16 protein-coding genes are annotated in these 18,612 nt (G+C 44.7%); 8 read left to right on the top strand and 8 right to left on the bottom strand.

Going from position 1 to position 18,612, the window contains the following annotated elements; translation table 11 throughout:
• Window positions 1–77: 77 nt before the first annotated feature.
• Together HLI_RS12185 and HLI_RS12180 are read right to left on the bottom strand one after the other, a co-directional pair.
• Complete coding sequence (locus HLI_RS12185; protein WP_128525212.1) at window positions 78–1,100, bottom strand: DJ-1/PfpI family protein; 1,023 nt, start codon at window positions 1,098–1,100, stop codon at window positions 78–80.
• A 116-nt stretch (window positions 1,101–1,216) separates the two neighbouring features.
• Window positions 1,217–1,807 (bottom strand): TetR/AcrR family transcriptional regulator, encoded by a 591-nt coding sequence (locus HLI_RS12180; RefSeq protein ID WP_128525211.1) that lies wholly within the window; start codon window positions 1,805–1,807, stop codon window positions 1,217–1,219.
• Between the two features lie 471 nt (window positions 1,808–2,278).
• On the opposite strand from HLI_RS12180, the gene HLI_RS12175 reads away from it, so the two are divergent.
• Both HLI_RS12175 and HLI_RS12170 read left to right on the top strand, forming a co-directional pair.
• Window positions 2,279–3,550, top strand: a complete 1,272-nt coding sequence (locus HLI_RS12175) for a chloride channel protein (protein WP_241655840.1) — start codon at window positions 2,279–2,281, stop codon at window positions 3,548–3,550.
• Between the two features lie 63 nt (window positions 3,551–3,613).
• A complete protein-coding gene (locus tag HLI_RS12170; protein ID WP_164908545.1) occupies window positions 3,614–4,225 on the top strand; it encodes a DUF421 domain-containing protein in 612 nt (203 codons plus the stop codon).
• Between the two features lie 187 nt (window positions 4,226–4,412).
• Here HLI_RS12170 and HLI_RS12165 read toward each other — a convergent pair whose 3' ends face one another.
• Window positions 4,413–5,117 (bottom strand): MerR family DNA-binding transcriptional regulator, encoded by a 705-nt coding sequence (locus HLI_RS12165; RefSeq protein WP_128525210.1) that lies wholly within the window; start codon window positions 5,115–5,117, stop codon window positions 4,413–4,415.
• Window positions 5,118–5,314: 197 nt separating this feature from the next.
• Between HLI_RS12165 and uvrA the strand changes: the two genes are divergently transcribed.
• The 5 genes from uvrA (at window position 5,315) to HLI_RS12140 (ending at window position 13,335) form a co-directional block, all read left to right on the top strand.
• The gene (gene uvrA / locus HLI_RS12160) at window positions 5,315–7,771 is read left to right on the top strand and encodes an excinuclease ABC subunit UvrA (protein WP_128525209.1); all 2,457 of its coding nucleotides are present in this window, start codon (window positions 5,315–5,317) and stop codon (window positions 7,769–7,771) included.
• A gap of 744 nt (window positions 7,772–8,515) precedes the next feature.
• Window positions 8,516–10,126 (top strand): amidohydrolase, encoded by a 1,611-nt coding sequence (locus tag HLI_RS12155; RefSeq protein ID WP_128525208.1) that lies wholly within the window; start codon window positions 8,516–8,518, stop codon window positions 10,124–10,126.
• Window positions 10,123–10,344 (top strand): DUF3311 domain-containing protein, encoded by a 222-nt coding sequence (locus HLI_RS12150; protein WP_128525207.1) that lies wholly within the window; start codon window positions 10,123–10,125, stop codon window positions 10,342–10,344. The genes HLI_RS12155 and HLI_RS12150 overlap by 4 nt, the downstream gene beginning before the upstream one ends.
• Complete coding sequence (locus HLI_RS12145; protein ID WP_128525206.1) at window positions 10,345–11,814, top strand: sodium:solute symporter family protein; 1,470 nt, start codon at window positions 10,345–10,347, stop codon at window positions 11,812–11,814. It begins immediately after the preceding gene.
• A gap of 519 nt (window positions 11,815–12,333) precedes the next feature.
• Window positions 12,334–13,335, top strand: a complete 1,002-nt coding sequence (locus tag HLI_RS12140) for a tRNA dihydrouridine synthase (protein ID WP_128525205.1) — start codon at window positions 12,334–12,336, stop codon at window positions 13,333–13,335.
• 167 nt (window positions 13,336–13,502) lie between these two features.
• On the opposite strand, the gene rlmH is transcribed toward HLI_RS12140, so the two are convergent.
• A complete protein-coding gene (rlmH, locus tag HLI_RS12135) occupies window positions 13,503–13,982 on the bottom strand; it encodes a 23S rRNA (pseudouridine(1915)-N(3))-methyltransferase RlmH (RefSeq protein WP_128525204.1) in 480 nt (159 codons plus the stop codon).
• A gap of 172 nt (window positions 13,983–14,154) precedes the next feature.
• Here rlmH and HLI_RS12130 point away from each other — a divergent pair, with 172 nt between their 5' ends.
• The gene (locus HLI_RS12130; protein WP_128525203.1) at window positions 14,155–14,457 is read left to right on the top strand and encodes a hypothetical protein; all 303 of its coding nucleotides are present in this window, start codon (window positions 14,155–14,157) and stop codon (window positions 14,455–14,457) included.
• 189 nt (window positions 14,458–14,646) lie between these two features.
• Here HLI_RS12130 and HLI_RS12125 read toward each other — a convergent pair whose 3' ends face one another.
• The 4 genes from HLI_RS12125 to HLI_RS12110 are packed head-to-tail and all read right to left on the bottom strand — an operon-like array spanning window position 14,647 to window position 18,611.
• The gene (locus tag HLI_RS12125) at window positions 14,647–15,930 is read right to left on the bottom strand and encodes a GntP family permease (protein WP_128525202.1); all 1,284 of its coding nucleotides are present in this window, start codon (window positions 15,928–15,930) and stop codon (window positions 14,647–14,649) included.
• A gap of 19 nt (window positions 15,931–15,949) precedes the next feature.
• Window positions 15,950–17,128 carry a thiolase family protein gene (locus tag HLI_RS12120; RefSeq protein ID WP_128525201.1) on the bottom strand — a complete coding sequence of 393 codons (1,179 nt, stop codon included), beginning with the start codon at window positions 17,126–17,128 and terminating at the stop codon, window positions 15,950–15,952.
• Window positions 17,129–17,147: 19 nt separating this feature from the next.
• Window positions 17,148–17,924: a 3-hydroxybutyrate dehydrogenase gene (locus HLI_RS12115; RefSeq protein ID WP_128525200.1), complete on the bottom strand. Its 777-nt coding sequence runs from the start codon at window positions 17,922–17,924 to the stop codon at window positions 17,148–17,150.
• A gap of 12 nt (window positions 17,925–17,936) precedes the next feature.
• Window positions 17,937–18,611, bottom strand: coding sequence for a 3-oxoacid CoA-transferase subunit B (locus HLI_RS12110; protein WP_128525199.1), 675 nt, complete (start codon window positions 18,609–18,611; stop codon window positions 17,937–17,939).
• Window position 18,612 lies beyond the last annotated feature (1 nt).

Raw genomic sequence — 18,612 nt, 5'->3', positions numbered from 1 at the left:
GAAATTTTTTGATGCCGTATGCAGAACCCACATCACAGAAACCAAAGACAGGATTACAATTAAAGACTTTCTTCTTTTCATACTGCTCCTTTGTTAAATACCTTAGACCCTTTTAACTTGGATGAGATCATTCCTGCCTTAGCTTGCCCCTCAAGGGTAGTTCCATTAATCGAGACATCAAAATTCAAATTTATTTTCATTGGCTTTTTGACCTGCTGCTTCCACTTCAACCTGTTACCGATGGCTTCTGTTTTCTCCAGTTCCGATTGATCACCATCCGTAACTGCGATTCCAATGAGCTTGTTATCTTTAATTTCTAATTCATAGGTTACATCTATTTCTCCAATAGGAGTCGAAATGGTGACTTCCCACGTCCCTTCAATCTCCTCTTGAAGTGGATGGGATTCATGAGTTTCAGTCACCGTAAGTTCTTCGTCATTCCTTTTTGAGGAGTTATAGCCCATGGGCAAAGCGCCTTCATTCTTCCATACGATCCCTCTCTTCTCATATTGAAACAACTGCTCCACTTCATAGGCAATCCTAGGACCAAGTTCTCTTTCCACAACATAGATAGCAAGATCCAAACCAGAAGTTACTCCTGCTCCAGAAATAATATCCCCATCGTCTACGACACGAGCGTTCACAGCATTTGCTCCTGTTGCCGATAGTAAATCCATGCCCATATGATGTGTGACGACATTCCGCCCTTCAATAGATCCTGTCATTGCTATTAACAAGGAGCCACCACAGACGGAAGTGACAGTCATTTCCGGATCATTAACGGCATTCCTAATGAAATCTCCCATTTCTGTTTCAGATGCTTTTTTAAGCTTCATTGGTATGGAATCAGCTTCTCCATCGACCATTGACCCTGATGATCCCGGTACAAGCACAATCCCTTTTTTAGATGCATCCAGTTTTCCTTCCACTTTAAAAGGGAAATCATTTATACCGCTTAAAACATCGCCTCCCCCGTCTACACTTACAAAACGAACGTCGATTTCTTCTTCAGTAAACTGATTAGCTGCAGAAAATACTTCATAAGGAGCTACGACATCTAATAAATCAAATCCTTCAAACAGCATAATTTGAACATTCATTAGGACACCTCATTATTCATGATAAAACCAGACCAGACCGGACCGTCCGGTCTGGTTTTATTGTAACTTAATCACTGTGAAAAACCAATTGAATGAATATGTCTATTTATTGACACCTACTTCGTGTAGGTAGCTAACAGCCTTTCTGTATATTTTATTGTATGTTCCACATACTCATTGCTTAATGAAAGCCGACTCGTCATGATCGCCCCTTCCATTGATGACAATAAATGGGAGGCCAAAGAACGTGGTTCCATCTCAGTCGTATATTCTCCATTCTCTATACCTTCACGAAGTAAAGATTCAACGAACAAAATCATTTGTTGAAAAGCCTCTGCCATCATCGTCTTCAGTTCTGGAAAATTGCTGTCACTCTCAATAGCAGTGTTCAGCATAGGACATCCTCCTTCAATGGGCGGGTTATCCACTGCATCTAAATAGATATTTGATATTGCCATAACCTTTTCCGTAACAGTGTTCTTATTTTCAATTGATTCCCGCATAAAGGAGTCTATGATTAATCCTGCTTTTGCATATGAGGCTAAGACGATTTCATCTTTATTCTTAAACCTTCTGTAAATGGCTCCTTTAGGTAAACCGGTCTCATTCATAATATCTTGGATAGAAGTCGTATGAATTCCATTTGTATTAAAAAGCCTCAGTGACTTATCGATAATTTTCTGAGAGACCTCATCTTGCTTACTCATTTTAAAACTCCTTACTCCTCTTAACTTTAAGTTTAATTATAATGAAAGCCGTACATGCTTACAAATTAATCACCCTTGGTCCCTTTTACCTTCAGGAACATTTATAAGCATTTGAAGGACCTTTATTTTTTTGCCTGACCCCCGGCGCCATTAACCACATGCTGGAACTTATCATTCGCCATCCAGAAGCTGCTCACCTATCGGAATCAACGTCAGCACACTCACCTTTATCGTATCTGGTTTGATGGGAATGCTGTTGACTCAATCCGGCATTTTGTTTGCGTATCGTCTACAATAAGCCACAACAACAGCCGGTACATTGTTTGAAATAGATGCCCTAGCCGCATGGCTAATTCATAAACCACTCCTGGTCGTTAATCCCCTTATTGAAGCTCCTTTTAATAATTATAATATAATGGGCAAAAATAAAATGGACACTCTTAAAGGATTAGAGATGAGGTGAGTTGTTCTGTGCCGTTAAAGTATAAAAGCTTTTTTTCAGTCCTTGGTCAATGGATTTTCTTTGGAAGCATAATCGGGATCATTGTTGGCTCGGCAACTACCTTCCTATTAGAGACAAACGATTACCTAGGAGATGATCTACGATTAAAAAGAGATTGGCTTATCTTCCTTCTTCTCTTTGGAGGAATGATCATCGGATACATATATATGAACTACGGAAAGGTGTTTTTCAATAATACTTTGAATGACACTGCTGAATTAAATAATCTCGTAATCGATTCCGTGCATGGAAAAAAAGAGGTACCGCGGAGAATGGGGCCAATCGTCTATTTCGGAACGTTCATCACAGTCCTATTTGGCGGTTCAACAGGGAGAGAGGGCGCAGCTGTCCAAATGGGAGGGAGTGTAGCAGCAGCGGTCAACAAATTTTTCAAGGTAAACAAATTCGACAAGAAAATTTTAATTATGAGCGGTATAAGTGCTGGTTTTGGGTCTGCCTTTGGAGCGCCCATAACTGGTGCTCTGTTTGGCATAGAAATGGCTGCTTTAGGAAAACTGAAATTTGAAGCCATTGTTCCTTGTCTTACAGCCAGCTTTGTCGGCCACTATATCACTACAGCAGCCTGGGACCATAAACATGAAGAATTTATAATACAAACCATACCAGATATATCTATTATTACGGTTCTAAAAGTTATTCTTATATCTGTTATTTTCAGTCTTGTAAGTGTTTTATACTGTCAGTTGAGACACGGAATCCAAAATTTCTCCGAGAAACTTTTTAAGAAAAACCATATGAAAAGAGCCTTTTTTGGAGGGATCATCATTGTAGTATTAACAATAATTGTTGGTTCACAAGACTATAATGGCCGGGGATTAGATATGCTGCAACAATCTTTTAGTGAAGATGTTCCACCCTTTGCTTTTCTGGCGAAGCTGGTATTTACTGCAGTAACCCTGGGCAGCGGCTTTGTTGGCGGAGAAGCCATCCCTTTATTTTTCATCGGGGCAACATTAGGTAATGCCTTACACTCGTTCATTGACTTACCCATGTCATTTCTCGCCGCTTTAGGATTAATCGCGGTTTTTTGCGGGGGTGCGAACACCCCTATAGCTGCCTTCCTGCTGGCAATGGAGATGTTTGATGGGAAAGGGTTAGAGTACTTTTTTATTGCTTGTTTAGTCAGCTATCTATTCTCAGGACATCATGGACTCTGGCCATCTCAGAAAATATATGACCCTAAGAGCAGGTTATATAATCTCCCCCAGGAGAAACCATAGAAAATATAGAAAAGAAGAAAAAAAGCACGAAACAAAAATGATTGTTCGGAAAGGGAGTTGCTTGTGGACTTTCACTTCTTATGGAAAGCGAGTGTAGTGGTCATAGGAGGCGTCCTGATTTTGCGTTTAGCTGGAAGAAAATCAATCTCACAGCTTACGGTTGCTCAGACTGTCATGATGATAGCTGTAGGGTCATTAATTATTCAACCGGTTGGCGACAGGAACATTTGGATTACAATGGTGATCACATTTTTAATGGTCATTACTCTTCTTTTTATTGAGTATATTGCTTTGAAATACAATGCTCTTGAGACGTTTATTTATGGTAAATCACTTCTAGTCGTTGAAAACGGCCAAGTGAATGAAAACAATTTGAAGAAGCTGCGATTAACGGTTGATATGCTTGAAGTACGAATGAGACAACAAAAAATTCAAAATTTCGCTGATATACAATGGGCTACAATAGAACCGAACGGTCAGTTAGGATATATGTTAAAGTCTGACAAGCAATACGCTACCAAAGAGGATATTGAGATGCTCAAATCGCTGATTGAAGCAAATCAATCACATTCTCAGAATATAACGCCACAAACTCAAACAAGTATGGCAGATAACATCTTTACGGAGGTCAAAGACAGAAAGCATAAAGAAAAACCTAAAGAGAACCTGGATTAAAAACAATGATAAATGCTTCTCAACTTCAACCAGGGTATGATAACTTACGTTTTTTTCCTCATTGAGATGATAAAACAGATAAAAAGATTATTTTTTCCTGTTATATCAATGGTCTCGTTTAAGAAACCAATGTATTAAGATGCCACGAGATACATTTTATCCTTCTTAAAATCCTTCTATGGAAAATTCACATTAACTCCAATTGGCGGCACAGCGCCACTAATTCATAAATTCCTGTAACCTGCTTGCGGAGCCGTTCATTGATTTGCAGAACGGCGTTTTCAGTGACTCGTTTAGCCTGTCCGACGCTTTGCTGTTCGATTGCATTGACGTACTCCTTCATATGGTCGAGGAAATAGACGGTATTGCGCAAAGTGTGGATGAGCAGTATTTTCCGGACGTGCGTAGGGGTGAATAGACGATATCCGTTTTCTGGATTCCGGACAGATGTAAACAAGCCTTCCTTTTCCCAATGACGGATAGCGGAAGGATTGACGCCGGTGAAATCAGCCACTTCGCCTATTCTCATATATTTTTTCAGCTTCGTTTGCTGGATTGAGGGGAGCTCCATATTCTCTAGCAGCTTAAGCGTATGATCGGCCGTCACCTTTTCTTCATAGAGGAGGGACTGCTGGTGATTGACTACCCAAAAGGCTGCATCCATTTCTTGCTTCTGAATATGATGAAGCACTGTACGGGCAACGTCTGAACCGAACCCGAAAAACAAGGCGCGCAGGCAGCGGAAATAGGCGAGGTGGACCTCTGTATACAGTCGGTAGCCGTTATCTCCCCGTTCAGGCTCAGGGACCAGTCCCCAGGATTCGTAATGGCGTAATGCACTTGTACTGATTTTCAGTTCTCTTGCGATATCTATCGGCCGGTAAAGAGTCATCTGGCTGTCCTCCCCTATCGTTATGTATGTACCGTATACGAAATCGTCCGGCGAAGCAAACATTGTAAAAAAACCCTTAAGCACCACGAGAAGGTTATTCAAGTATATCGCTTAGAATCATATATATAATAAAGTCCAACCTTATCACTTGCATAAATGTTATATGATTAAATCAGAAACTAAAAGGAGGGATGATTTTGGATCATTCGATTGTCATTCAAGGAGCGAAGGAACACAATCTGCAGAACATTTCCTTATCGATTCCGAAAAATCTGCTCGTCGTATTGACGGGACCATCCGGCTCGGGGAAGTCTTCCTTGGCCGTAGATACGTTATTTAAGGAATGCCAGCGCCAGTATCTCGAATCGATGGGGATGCAAGGCATTGAGAAGCCGAAAGTCGATTCTATCAAAGGCTTATCCCCGGCCATCAGCATCACTCAGCATGTCACCAATCAAAATCCCCGCTCAACCGTCGGTACAGTAACCGACATGTATACAAGCCTGCGAATGATTTATGAGAAATTAGGGATGAGATTATGTTCAGCCTGCCAGACGGAAATCGAGCCCGTCTTTCGTGAAGAGGATATCGAGCGGGAGGAAAACAGCTTTAAAGAGTTCATTTACTGCCCTTACTGTAAGCACCGCATGGAAAAATTGACCCGCACTCATTTTTCCTATAATACAACGGAAGGAGCATGCACCACGTGTAAAGGTCTCGGAGAAGTCGTCAACATCGATCAAAGCACTGTCTTTCATCAGGAACATTCGTTAGAAGATGGAGCCGTCGATCTTTGGAAAGGCCGCTATGCCGATTATCAAATTCCAGTAGTGAAAACAGCGATGGCCCGTTACAACGTACCGCTCGATGACCGCCTCCCTTTACGAGATTACACGGAAGGTCAGCGTGCCATTTTGTATTATGGTGTGGAAAGTGATGAAGTCAAAGCTCTTTTCCCAGAAATCAAAACACCAAAAACGGTAGGAGACGGAAAGTTTGAAGGCGTCCTGACCGGCATGTGGAGACGTTTCTCGGAAAAGTCGGGGGCATCGGCTGAAGCGAAGGCGTACTTTTACTCAGAGACGTGCCCAGACTGTCATGGCGATCGTTTGAATGAAGAAAGCCGGCACGTATCGGTAGCTGGAGTTAAAATTCCTGAACTTGCCAATCATTCACTTGAGGAGATGCTGCGATGGGTCGAAGAAGTGAAATCTTCGAATAACGAGGAGAATTATCAGTTCGTCGATATCTTTATGGAAGACTTGAAGACAAAACTTACGAGAATCACCAAAACCGGCTTAGGTTACCTGACTCTGGACCGGCAGTCCATCACCCTGTCCGGAGGAGAAGCACAGCGTTTACGGCTTTCCGCATTGCTTGACTCCGCGCTGACCGGCGTCCTTTATGTCATGGACGAGCCAACACTCGGTTTGCACCCGAAAGATGTAGCCGGTCTAGTCCACGTTTTAAAGGAACTGCGTGATGTCGGCAATACCGTGCTGGTCATTGAACATGACGTCGATGTCATGAAGCAGGCGGATTACATCATCGATATGGGGCCTGGTGCAGGAAGTTTTGGAGGCGAAGTTGTCGGTGAAGGCACATTGCAGGAGCTGAAAGGAATAGAAGGTTCACTGACGGGTGAATACCTACGGAGAGGCGAGAAACAGAAGGAAAGCTACCGAAAAGGGAACGGGAAAGAAATCATCGTCCATCAAGCCACCCTTCATAACTTGAAAGATGTTACCGTTTCCTTCCCAATCGGCTGTCTCATATCGGTAACAGGTGTATCTGGATCAGGGAAGTCTTCACTCGTATTCGGCGCCCTTGCGAAAGGAAATGACAACATTCGTAGCGGATGTGAGCAAGTGACGGGATTAGAGCACTTCGACCAAATCGTAACGGTCGATCAATCCCCGCTCAGCCGCATGAAACGTTCCAATGTAGCCACTTACACCGATCTGTTTACAGCAATCCGGAACGTATTCGCCAAAACACCGGCAGCAATAGAACAAAATCTGACCGCTAAACAGTTTTCTTTCAATACAGCAGGTGGGCGCTGTGAAAACTGTGAAGGCATGGGATATGTCGCAACAAACATGTTGTTCTTCCCGGATCTGCAAGTCACCTGCCCTGTCTGTCACGGCCGGCGCTTCAAGCAGGAAGTACTATCCGTCATTTATAACGACCAGAGCATCCATGATGTGCTCGAACACTCGATCCAGGAAAGCGTCGAGCTGTTCAAGGACAAAAAAGAAATCAAACGGATCCTCGAATTGTTGATGGAAGTAGGTTTAGGCTATTTGAAACTCGGCCAGTCGTTAACAACATTATCTGGCGGAGAAGGACAGCGGCTGAAGCTCGCCAAAGAACTGTTCAAAAAAACGAACAAAACCACCCTCTACCTCTTGGATGAGCCGACGACCGGCCTGCACCCAAGCGACGTCCAGCAATTGATGAATCTGTTGAACAGACTTGTCGAAGCCGGCAATACAGTCATCACAGTAGAGCACGACACGCAGCTGATCAGAGCGTCCGACTGGGTGATTGATTTAGGACCTGAAGGTGGTCAAGCCGGTGGTGAAGTCATCGCCGAAGGTACTCCGGTTGAAGTGGGTAAGACTGGGTATTCTTATACTGGGCAGTATTTATAGTATTAGTAAGAGCTCGCATGCTCCACGGATACAGAGGGGTTAACGGGAACCCCCGGCCCACTTTAAAGAACCCGGCCGCCTCCATTAGGCGGCCGGGTTCTTTGGTGTGTATCGTTTCCTGTTATCTTAATCATATTCACTAGTCTTTCAATAGTTAAATGACCTGGTTTAGTTCTTTTTTTTAATAATTTTATCATTAGGAGGTTCGATTTACTTAGGGGACCTACACGTATTTCCTTTATTCCGTGTTTATTCCATTACATATCGCAACAGAAAACAAAAAGGCGTTTAATTAACAGAATTATCAAAAATCCTTTTACGTTATGTTAATTGTCAGATAATTAAGCACTTGATATAGTGTAGAAAACACAAGGAGGTATAACCTTTTAGATATCAGGGGTAAATTCAGACAAAACATTTCATTACGTTAATTGAAGTAGAAAATGGCGATGCAGAAGTTTATCACTTAGCATTCTCGAATAAAGATCGGTTCCTATAGCCAATCCGAACCTTATGATAGTGGCTTTCACTGCTATGTAAGTCCGGTATACTTGTCGGAAATTGCACACCTGCGATAAAAATCGATATTCCTTCGAATACACAAAGGCATGATTTTCGCCGGCTTTGATGCAGCAGAATCACCCTTAACCAGATCCAATACATAGTTGAAAGATAATTAAAAAGGTAGAAAATTGCTCTACCATAATAGAGTAATAATTGCTTAATTAAAATGGAGGGAGAACAATGAAAGCGACCAAAGCTTTTGTGAACGGCGAAGTTTTTACTTCGGATACTTTTGGCAGCGTGGCTGAAGCAATCGCCATTAAGGATTCCCTTATTCTTCGCATCGACAGCAATGCGGAGATAATGAACATAACCGACGAACACACAGAGATCATAGATTTAGATGGTCGATCCCTATTGCCGGGATTCATTGACGCCCACGCACACCTCGAATTATATGGAACCAATCAGCTTGGGGTGAATTGCAAAACGGTTGGAAGTATCAAAGAATTGCAGGATAAATTACAAGACGTCGCTGAGTACGCTCCAGAAGGAGAATGGATCAGAGGATGGGGCTATAATCAAAATTATTTGGCGGAGAAAAGACACCTGACGAGATGGGACTTGGACAAAGTGTCCACTTCCCACCCCATTATTGTCGTAAGGACATGCGGTCATATATCTTGTGTGAACAGTAAAGCGCTTGAACTGGCGAACTTGACTAACGAAACTCCTGATCCGCCGGGAGGTACATTCCATAAAATAAATGGAGAATTGTCAGGACTCTTACTAGAAGCTGCTCACATGAAAATGTTCCAACTCGCTGATTATTCCGAAGAAGAAGTAATGCAAGGATTAGAAATAGCCTCAGATGATTTCCTTAAATACGGAATTACTAGTGTTCATGATGCAGGAGGCTATGGAACAAAACATATTCGTTATCTTCAAAAAGCGGTGGATGAAAACAAAATCAAACAGCGGGTGTACGCTTTGTACGGCTCGTTGTATGAGTCACCTGCGATGGTCGAGGCAGGAATAAACAGCGGCATATGTACAGGTATTGGCGATGAGCGCTTCAAAGTTGGTCCTGCCAAAGTCTTTATAGACGGAAGTAGTAGCGGGCCGACCTGTAAAATGCGAGAACCATACACCAGCAACCTGGAGGATTCCGGAATTTTATACATGAATCAACATGCCCTGACAGGTAGCCTGGGTGCTGCCCATCGTGCCGGCTGGCAAATCACTGCCCACGCAATGGGAGATGAAGCTGTCGAAATGCTTCTTCATACGATTGAAGAATCTCTCGCCTCTCAACCAAGAGATGACCATCGTCACCGTCTTGAGCATTCCGGATTCACTCCTAACGACCTTTTACAAAAAGTAAAAGTCACCCGATCCATACCCATTCCTAACCCAGCATTTCTTTATGAATTCGGGGACGGGTATTTGAAAGACTACGGAGATCGAGTCAAGAACATGTTCCCTTTGAAAAGCTTCAAAGAGCTTCAAATTCCTTTCGCTCTCGGATCAGACAGCCCGATTACAAGTGCACACCCATTATTAGGCATTTATGCGGCCGTTAATCGAAAAAGTAAAAGCGGGAAACCCGTAGGAGCGGACCAATCTATAACCATTGAAGAGGCGATTAGAGCTTACACCTGGGCGGGAGCTTATGCCAGTTTTGAAGAAGACCAAAAAGGAAGTCTTGAAATCGGAAAACTTGCAGATCTTGTCATACTTGACCGCCCTATTCTAAGCTGTCCCCCAGAAGATCTGCTTAACGTAAATGTCGATATGACTATTCTAAATGGTGAGATAGCTTATCAAAAACAAAAGGAGGATGTTCATTGACAAAGGAGAAATTTGTTAAAATTTACTGTTTGTCGCTGCTTGCGCCGTTTTTGCTGATGGTCTTCCCTTTGTTTTCAATCGGAAACAAAGAAACCCCATTCATCATTGGTCTTCCTTTCTCTGTCTTTTGGGTGATTTTCTGGATAATCATCACTTTCATCATCGTTTTATTTTTATATCGTATCGATCCAGATAAAGACGAAGAGGGGGTTAAGTAAATGAGTCAATGGCAAATTGCAATGATCATGATGATCGGGTATCTCGTTGTTGCCCTTTTCATTGGAATTATGGCTGGTCGAAAGCAAGATAAAGAATCATTAGAAGAATTCACCGTAGCTGGAGGTAACCTTGGACTGTTCGTTATGTGGTTCTTAATGGGGGGCGCCGTATTCAGTGCCTTTTCTTTCTTAGGCGCACCAGGATGGGCGTTTTCTCGCGGAGCACCAGCGTTATATATTATCACATACACCGCCTTCGCCATCCTTCCTTGGTATATCATCGGGCCGAAGATTGGCAAAATCGGCCGCAAACATAACATCTACACGGTTTCTGGATTCCTTCAAAAACGCTATACCAGCCGTGTATTAGCAATGTTGATTGGAATTATCACTTTACTTGCTTCCATTCAATACTTGGCTACACAAATGAAAGGGATGGCTTACATATTCAACATTATGACAGAAGGTCGAATCCCGTTTTGGCTGGGTGCCCTATTATCTTATGGAATTGTTGTTGTTTATGTAGCAACAGGAGGGTTACGGGCTGCTGCCTGGTCAGACGTTTTCCAAGGGATACTAATGATCGTCATTTCCTGGACCGTCGGCCTTACTATTGTCAACCAGCTTCATGAAAGCGTACCGAAAATGTTTGCCAACTTAACAGAAACGAATCCAGGTTTTCTTCAAATCGGAGCAGAAGGATCGACCATGTCAGCTATGGCGTACACCACAACTATTTTGGTATCCACCATCGGATTTCTCATGTGGCCCCATTTATTCTCCAAATCTTATGCCACTAAAGCTCGAACCATTAAGAAAACAGTACTGGTTTATCCAGTTTTCGCCCTTTTCTTGATTCCGTTACTATTTGTCGGTTTTTCTGCTGTAAATGTTATCGATTCCTCCCAAATCGGTTCGCCTGATGAGATTCTGCCTTTCTTGATTACGACCGTTCTCAGTCTTCCTGGTTGGGTTTATGGTCTCGTGGGAGCGGGCGCCCTTGCAGCCGCGATGAGTACCGCCGATGCTATTACACACAGCGCCTCTCTAGAATTTACAGACGGGTTTGTCAGAAATATAAAAAGGGATCTATCATCTAAGAAGACGTTGCTTATCATGCGTATCGGTGTTTTTGTTATCGGTGGTCTTGCCTACTTCATCACTGTATTCGGTGGTCAAGGTCTCATCGCTCTTTTGTTAGGCGCATACGGATCAATCGTTCAATTCGCACCTGGCGTCTATGCCGCTTTATATTCGAAGCGTGTCACTGCACCGGCAGTCATCACAGGCCTCATAGCAGGTACTGTAGTGAACTACTACTACCAACTTGTTGCTGAAAGTCAGCCTCTGGACATCAACCCAGGAATCCTGGGACTGATATGTAACGTCTTCCTCGTGGTCATCATCAGCACCTTTACCCAAGTGAAGGAAATGCCGATGGCGGAAGAGTATAGAAAAATCGGTTCATAAAAAGATACACCCCTGTCCACTCTCAAAGCACCTTAATGACATTATTCAGTCAAAATCTTCACCGAAGAGGCGGGGATGACTACCATTTTTCCACCAGGTGAGTAAAAAAGAAAAGCGTAGCATCAATGACCACTCCATTGGTGCACGCTTTTTTCATTCTCAAACTTAAATTTTTTAGGAATGAGCTTTTTTCTAGAAGTTTTGTTGGTTCCTCTCGACACCTTAATAATAATCAATTCATCTAACAAAAGTCATAATAAAACCTCAACTGTAGTCAAATGCCATACCTGCTCCTCCAGTTGCCGCAGGGTCCCGTCCTCTTTTTGGTGGTGGGTACAGAATTCATTTAAATAAAGGCCTCCTTCAAAACAGGTTTCATTCTCTTGCACTTTTCGTTTGATACTATTAAAGTATATAATGGTTGAAATCCAGCCTAACTGGTAATGGATATAAAATAGACATTTTTACTTTTTAACTTTGGGAATATGATTTCCCTTAAGGAAAGGGTTCAGATATATTATGAAAGATAATTTTTGGCATGAGTTGCCGCGTCCGTTTTTTGTTTTGGCACCTATGGAAGCCGTTACGGATGTTGTTTTTCGCCATGTCGTGAGTGAAGCAGCAGGACCTGACGTTTTTTTTACAGAGTTTACGAATACGGAAAGCTACTGCCACCCCAAAGGAAAAGACAGCGTGCGGGGGCGTCTGACGTTCACGGAAGATGAACAGCCGATTGTCGCCCATATTTGGGGAGATAAGCCTGAAAACTTCCGCCAAATGAGTATTGGTATGGCCGAAATGGGCTTTCGTGGCGTGGATATCAATATGGGATGTCCTGTGCAGAATGTTGCAGCGAATGGAAAAGGGTGCGGGCTGATCCGTCGACCGGATGTCGCAGCAGAAATCATCCAGGCATCTAAAGCGGGAGGTCTACCCGTCAGTGTGAAAACCCGTCTTGGTTATACGGAAGTGGATGAATGGCACGACTGGCTGAAACATCTCCTGGAACAGGATATTGCCAACCTTTCCATCCATCTCCGTACGAAAAAGGAAATGAGTAATTTTGATGCACACTGGGAGCTGATTCCGGAGATCAAGAAACTTCGTGATGAAGTAGCCCCTGAGACGCTTCTGACGATCAACGGAGATATTCCTGACCGTCAGAAGGGACTTGAACTCGTAGAAAAATACGGCGTGGACGGCGTAATGATCGGTCGGGGAATTTTCCATAACCCGTTCGCTTTCGAAACAGAGAAGAAAGAACATACCAGTGAAGAACTGCTCGACCTCCTCAGGCTACAGATCGATCTTCATGATAAGTATTCTGAAGAACTGGAACCCCGGATCTTCAAACCGCTCCGCCGCTTCTTTAAGATTTACGTCCGTGGATTCCGTGGGGCGAGTGAATTGAGGAATCAGCTGATGAGCACACACTCAACCGATGAAGTGCGTGCGCTTCTTGATGAGTTTACGGAAGAACATGGAGGAGTGACGGAACAGGAAGGTTTTTCTGTTTCTTAGGTAATTCTTTTCTTTTGAACTGAATTAATCTTAGATTTTCACAAGAGAGGAGAGCCGTTTGGGCTTTTCTCTCTTTTTTAGGAGGGGATTCTTATGGTCGTGGACATTACGCGAACTAGAAAGTGCCTCCCCCCAATACCCTAAATGACCAGGAAAGGCACTTTTACTTATTTATGGTACGGTTCATTTCTAATAATTTTAAAAGCCCGGTACACCTGCTCAACAAGCATCAACCGCATCAACTGATGAGGAAAGGTCATGTTCGAAAATGATAACCCGAAATCACTACGCTTCAGCACCTCATCACTCAAACCAAGTGAACCACCAATCACAAACGCGACTTTACTCTTTCCATACGTTGCAAGCTCGTCCATTTTCTTAGCGAGCTTTTCAGAGGTGAGCTGCTTGCCTTCGATTTCCAGTGTGATGACATAAGCATCCTGGGAGATCTTCGCAAGGATGCGCTCGCCTTCTTTTTGTTTTACTTCTTCCATTTGCGCTTCACTCAAATTTTCCGGTGCTTTTTCGTCCGGGACTTCGACGACATCGACTTTGGCATAGGGGCCAAGACGTTTGACGTATTCTTCTATGCCCTGCTTCAAATATTTCTCTTTCAATTTCCCGACACTGACTATTGTAATCTTCACGCTATATTCCTCCGTTACACTTAATTTGTCTCTAGTGTACCATGAAGTGGTTTCCCACAAAGCGATGTAATCCACCTCAAGTCATCCATAAAATGGAATCTAATCATAGATCGTCATTTCCTTCATAGATTGAGATGGTAAACCATTAAATTCCTAAAGAGGAGATGACAGCATGACTGAATTCGACAAGAACTCTAAGGAAAATGAGCAGCCAAACAAGAAAGATGATGGGTTTATAAAAGGGATATCCAAAGAAGCCAATGACTTCATTCATAATACGGTCGACACTTCCGGCAAGATCATTAAGTCGATTACAGGTGAAGGCGGCTTGGTCGGAAAGACGGTGGATTCTTCCGGAAGTATCGTTAAAAAAGTATCCGAGAAAGGGTCGGATGTGATAGGTAAGACCGTGGACAATTCGTCCAAGACTTTTAAATCAATCAAAGAAAAGACATTCAACAGAAAAAATAAATAGCACTAAAAAGGAGTTCGACTTTTAAAAGGATAGCTTTTTTATAACAAACAGATGAGGGCATCCATAAATTAGATGCCCTCATCTGTTTAATGATTGCTGTTTACATAATAAACCACCTCAAGCCATCCAGAATCTGGATGGCTTGAGGTGGAAAATATCAGTAAATTTCACAAATAAACAGTGACCCTCTTACAGAATTCCAATCGTGTTCAGCAAAATAACGAAAGCGACTGAGATGACCGGGATGAGGACGGCTACTACGAAGATGTCTTTGTAACTGTCTTTGTGCGTCATACCTGTAATTGCGAATAACGTAAGAACCGCTCCGTTGTGTGGCAGAGCATCTAAGCCGCCAGAGGATAGCGAGGCGATTCTGTGGAAGGATTCCGGGCTGATGCCTGAGTTTTGTGCGATTTCATAGTATTTGGATCCGAGCGCTTCAAGGGCGATGCCCATCCCGCCCGATGCAGAGCCGGTGGCACCTGCGAGCACGTTGACAGCGATCGCTTCTGAAATCAACGGGTTGCCTTTGACGCCCATCAGCAGTTGGGTCAAATTGGCGAAGCCCGGGACTTCACGGACGACGGTCCCGAATCCTACTGCGGCACTGGTGTTGATGATGGCGATGACGGAACCGCTCGCGCCGCTGTTCATCGATGGGATGAATTTCTTGAACATCGTGATGTTAAGCAGCATGATCAGTACAATGCCTGAGATCAGTGCTGTGACGATATCCCAGTTTAAGAGATTCAAGGTTAGTAGAACAGTCAATAATGGCAAAAGCGACAGGAAGAAATTCGGTGTTTCATCGGGTTGGTCGATTTCTTTTTTCTCTTTCGGTTCTGTAAAGACTTCTCCTTGAGTGACGAGCTTCTTCTCACGCCACCTCAGGTAAAAGTAACCGCCACCTGCCATGATGATGGCTGCGATGATTCCCATCACAGGCGCTGCGGTTGCAGACGTCTGGAAGTATTCCATCGGGATCAGGTTCTGAATCTGTGGTGACCCTGGCAGGGCTGTCATTGTGAATGTGAAGGCACCTAAAGCGACGGTAGCCGGAATCAGCTTACGGCTGATGTTCGCTTCACGGAACAAAGACAGAGCCAGTGGATAGACAGCGAAAACAACGACAAACAGGCTGACTCCGCCGTACGTTAATACGGCCGCTGATGCGAGTACTCCCAAAATCGCGCGCTGAGTCCCGATCAATTTCGTCATAGCGACAGCGACAGATCGGGCCATACCTGTGTTTTCCATCAATTTTCCGAAGATGGCCCCGAGCATGAAGACAGGGAACCAGTCTTTCGCGAATGCGACGAAACCGCCCATATATGTATCTTTATAGGCTTCCAGTATGTCGAGACCACCGGTGATGGCGACAACACCAGCTGCGATGGGCGCCACCCAGATGATAGACCAGCCCAGGTAGGCGAGAATCATCAGTACGGCAAGTCCGAGAAAAATTCCGAGCATAGTTTTTCCTCCTTATTATTTATTGAGCTTCGACGACCATGGCGATGCCTTGACCGCCGCCAATGCAGAGTGATGCGACACCATAGCGGCCTTCGCGACGTTTCAATTCTTTGATCATCGTGTACAGCACACGCGTACCGCTGGCTCCGACCGGGTGACCGAGCGCAATCGCTCCACCGTTGACGTTCACTTTCTCACGGTCAAGTCCGAGTTCTTTTTCGACTGCTAAATATTGCGAGGCGAATGCTTCGTTCACTTCGACGAGATCCATGTCATCAAGGGTTAGTCCGGCTTTTTCCAGCGCCTGACGAATCGCTGGCGCTGGACCGATGCCCATATACTTAGGGTCGACACCTGCGACAGCCCAGGAGATGATTTTCGCGACCGGCTTCACATTATGATCGCTTACAAAATTTTCACCTGCTAAAACGACGGCGCCTGCGCCATCATTGATGCCACTCGCATTTCCACCTGTCACCGTACCACCTTTTTTGAAAGCTGGTTTCAGCTTGGCAAGCCCCTCAGGATTAGTCTCTTCGCGAATGTGCTCATCCTGATCGACTACTTTCGTTCCTTTTCTTGTCTTAATTTCGACGGGAGAGATTTCGTCTTCGAATCTGCCGGATTTACGGGCTTCGCTTGCAAGCAGGTGACTGCGTGTAGCGTACTCATCCTGTTGTTCTCTAGTAATCTCGTATTTATCGGCAAGGTTTTCTCCTGTCACACCCATGCCGGCACCGATATATTCATCCGTAAGTGCTGCCCAGAGCATGTCATCAACTTTTGGCGCACCAAGCTTTGTACCAAAACGGCTGCCGCGTAAGGCATACGGGGCAAGACTCATGCTGTCGACACCGCCAGCGAGGGCGGTTTCTCCTTCTCCGAGCTGGATTGACTGAGCGGCCGAGATGACTGATTGCATGCCAGATCCACACAGGCGGTTGACGGCAAGTGCCGGGCTCGGCATCGGCACACCTGCTTTCAGGGAAATGTGGCGCGCGAGGTATGGTGCGTTTTGTGAAGAATGGATGACATTCCCCATCACAGTCAAATCAATGTGATCGGCGGAAATACCGCTTCGTTTCAATGCTTCTTTACTTGCTGTCACTCCTAATTCGGTCGGGTCCACGTCTTTCAATGCACCGCCGAACGTACCGAATGGTGTGCGTGCTCCTTCTAAGATATACACTGGTTTCATGTGAAACATCCCCTTTCGTTTATTGAGAAGTGTAACCACCGTCGATGACTACTGCCTGGCCAGTAACACCTTTCGCCTGGTTGCTTGCCAGGAACATCGTATAGTCAGCGACCTCTTGGACGGCCAACAGCCGTTTTTGCGGAACTAACGGATAAATGACTTCTTCGAGTACTTTTTCTAAAGAAACGCCGCGGTTTTCTGCGAGGTCTTCGAGCTGATTGCGGACGAGCGGTGTATCGACATATCCCGGGCAAATGGCGTTCACGGTAATGCCATCTTCCGCGCCTTCAAGTGCGGTAACTTTCGTGAGACCTATCACGCCGTGCTTGGCACTGTTGTAGGCTGATTTACCGGCAAAGCCGATCAGTCCGTTGATGGACGCCATGTTGATGATACGGCCGAAGCCTTGTTTTTTCATAATCGGAAACACATGCTTTGTTGCCATGAATGGGGCGACGAGCATGATTTTCGTGATCAGTTCGAATTTCTCAGTAGGAAATTCCTCAATCGAAGCGACGTGCTGCAAGCCGGCATTGTTGACGAGGACGTCTAGCCGACCGAACTTCTCCACCGTTTCGTCGATCGCACTTTGGATCTGGTCTTCCTTTGTGACATCACAAACGAGTCCGATCGCCTCCAATCCTTCTTCAGTCAGACGCGCGGCTGCTTGTTTCACTTTTTCCTCTTGAATATCACTGAGAACGACTTTGGCACCATTGCGGGCGAATTCTGTACCGATTTCATAGCCGATGCCACTCGCTGCACCTGTAATGAACACGACCTTATTCTCTACCATTTGCCTTCCCCCTTATTTGTGTATTTTCATAAGTTCTTCACTGATGATCAATTCCGCTTCTGTCGAGGCTTTGATTTCATCAACCGACCAGCCCTCGACGATTTCTACAAGCACGAGACCCGCTTCGGTCACATCCATGACCGCTCGATCAGTGATGATGCGGTCGACGACACTTTTCCCTGTCAGTGGCAGCTTGCATGTCTTCAAAATTTTTGGGTCGCCATGTTTGTTGACGTGATCCATAATGATGACCACTTTTTTCGAGCCGTGGACGATGTCCATCGCCCCGCCCATGCCTTTGATCATTTTTCCGGGAATCATCCAGTTGGCAAGGTCGCCGTTTTCCGCGACTTCCATACCGCCCAAAATTGCAAGGTCGATATGCTCGCCGCGAATCATCGCGAAGGATTCGGCACTGTCACAATAAGCGGCTCCTGGTGCTGCTGTCACTGTTTCTTTTCCTGCATTGATCAAGTCCGGATCGACTTCTTCCTCATATGGGGAACGTCCGATGCCTAAGAGGCCGTTTTCCGATTGGAGGACGACTTCTTTCTCCGGCTGAATGTAGTTCGCGACCATTGTCGGCATGCCGATGCCAAGGTTGACATAGAAACCGCTTTCAATTTCCTGCTCTGCTCGTCTTGCAATCATTTCGCGGATTGCTGCTTTGTCCATCTTTACTGCCATT

The organism is Halobacillus litoralis (assembly GCF_004101865.1).
GTDB lineage: Bacteria > Bacillota > Bacilli > Bacillales > Halobacillaceae > Halobacillus > Halobacillus litoralis_A.
The sequence above is the reverse complement of the archived record's forward strand: the minus strand, read 5'-3'. Positions and strand labels throughout refer to the sequence as shown.

Bases quoted from the DNA above. Each gene is read 5' to 3' on its own strand.
- HLI_RS12130 (WP_128525203.1), top strand. From the start codon at position 14,155: ATGACTGAATTCGACAAGAACTCTAAGGAAAATGAGCAGCCAAACAAG.
- HLI_RS12165 (WP_128525210.1), bottom strand. From the start codon at position 5,117: ATGACTCTTTACCGGCCGATAGATATCGCAAGAGAACTGAAAATCAGT.
- HLI_RS12140 (WP_128525205.1), top strand. From the start codon at position 12,334: ATGAAAGATAATTTTTGGCATGAGTTGCCGCGTCCGTTTTTTGTTTTG.
- HLI_RS12145 (WP_128525206.1), top strand. From the start codon at position 10,345: ATGAGTCAATGGCAAATTGCAATGATCATGATGATCGGGTATCTCGTT.
- HLI_RS12115 (WP_128525200.1), bottom strand. From the start codon at position 17,924: ATGGTAGAGAATAAGGTCGTGTTCATTACAGGTGCAGCGAGTGGCATC.
- HLI_RS12110 (WP_128525199.1), bottom strand. From the start codon at position 18,611: ATGGCAGTAAAGATGGACAAAGCAGCAATCCGCGAAATGATTGCAAGA.
- HLI_RS12120 (WP_128525201.1), bottom strand. From the start codon at position 17,128: ATGAAACCAGTGTATATCTTAGAAGGAGCACGCACACCATTCGGTACG.
- HLI_RS12185 (WP_128525212.1), bottom strand. From the start codon at position 1,100: ATGAATGTTCAAATTATGCTGTTTGAAGGATTTGATTTATTAGATGTC.
- HLI_RS12180 (WP_128525211.1), bottom strand. From the start codon at position 1,807: ATGAGTAAGCAAGATGAGGTCTCTCAGAAAATTATCGATAAGTCACTG.
- HLI_RS12155 (WP_128525208.1), top strand. From the start codon at position 8,516: ATGAAAGCGACCAAAGCTTTTGTGAACGGCGAAGTTTTTACTTCGGAT.
- HLI_RS12125 (WP_128525202.1), bottom strand. From the start codon at position 15,930: ATGCTCGGAATTTTTCTCGGACTTGCCGTACTGATGATTCTCGCCTAC.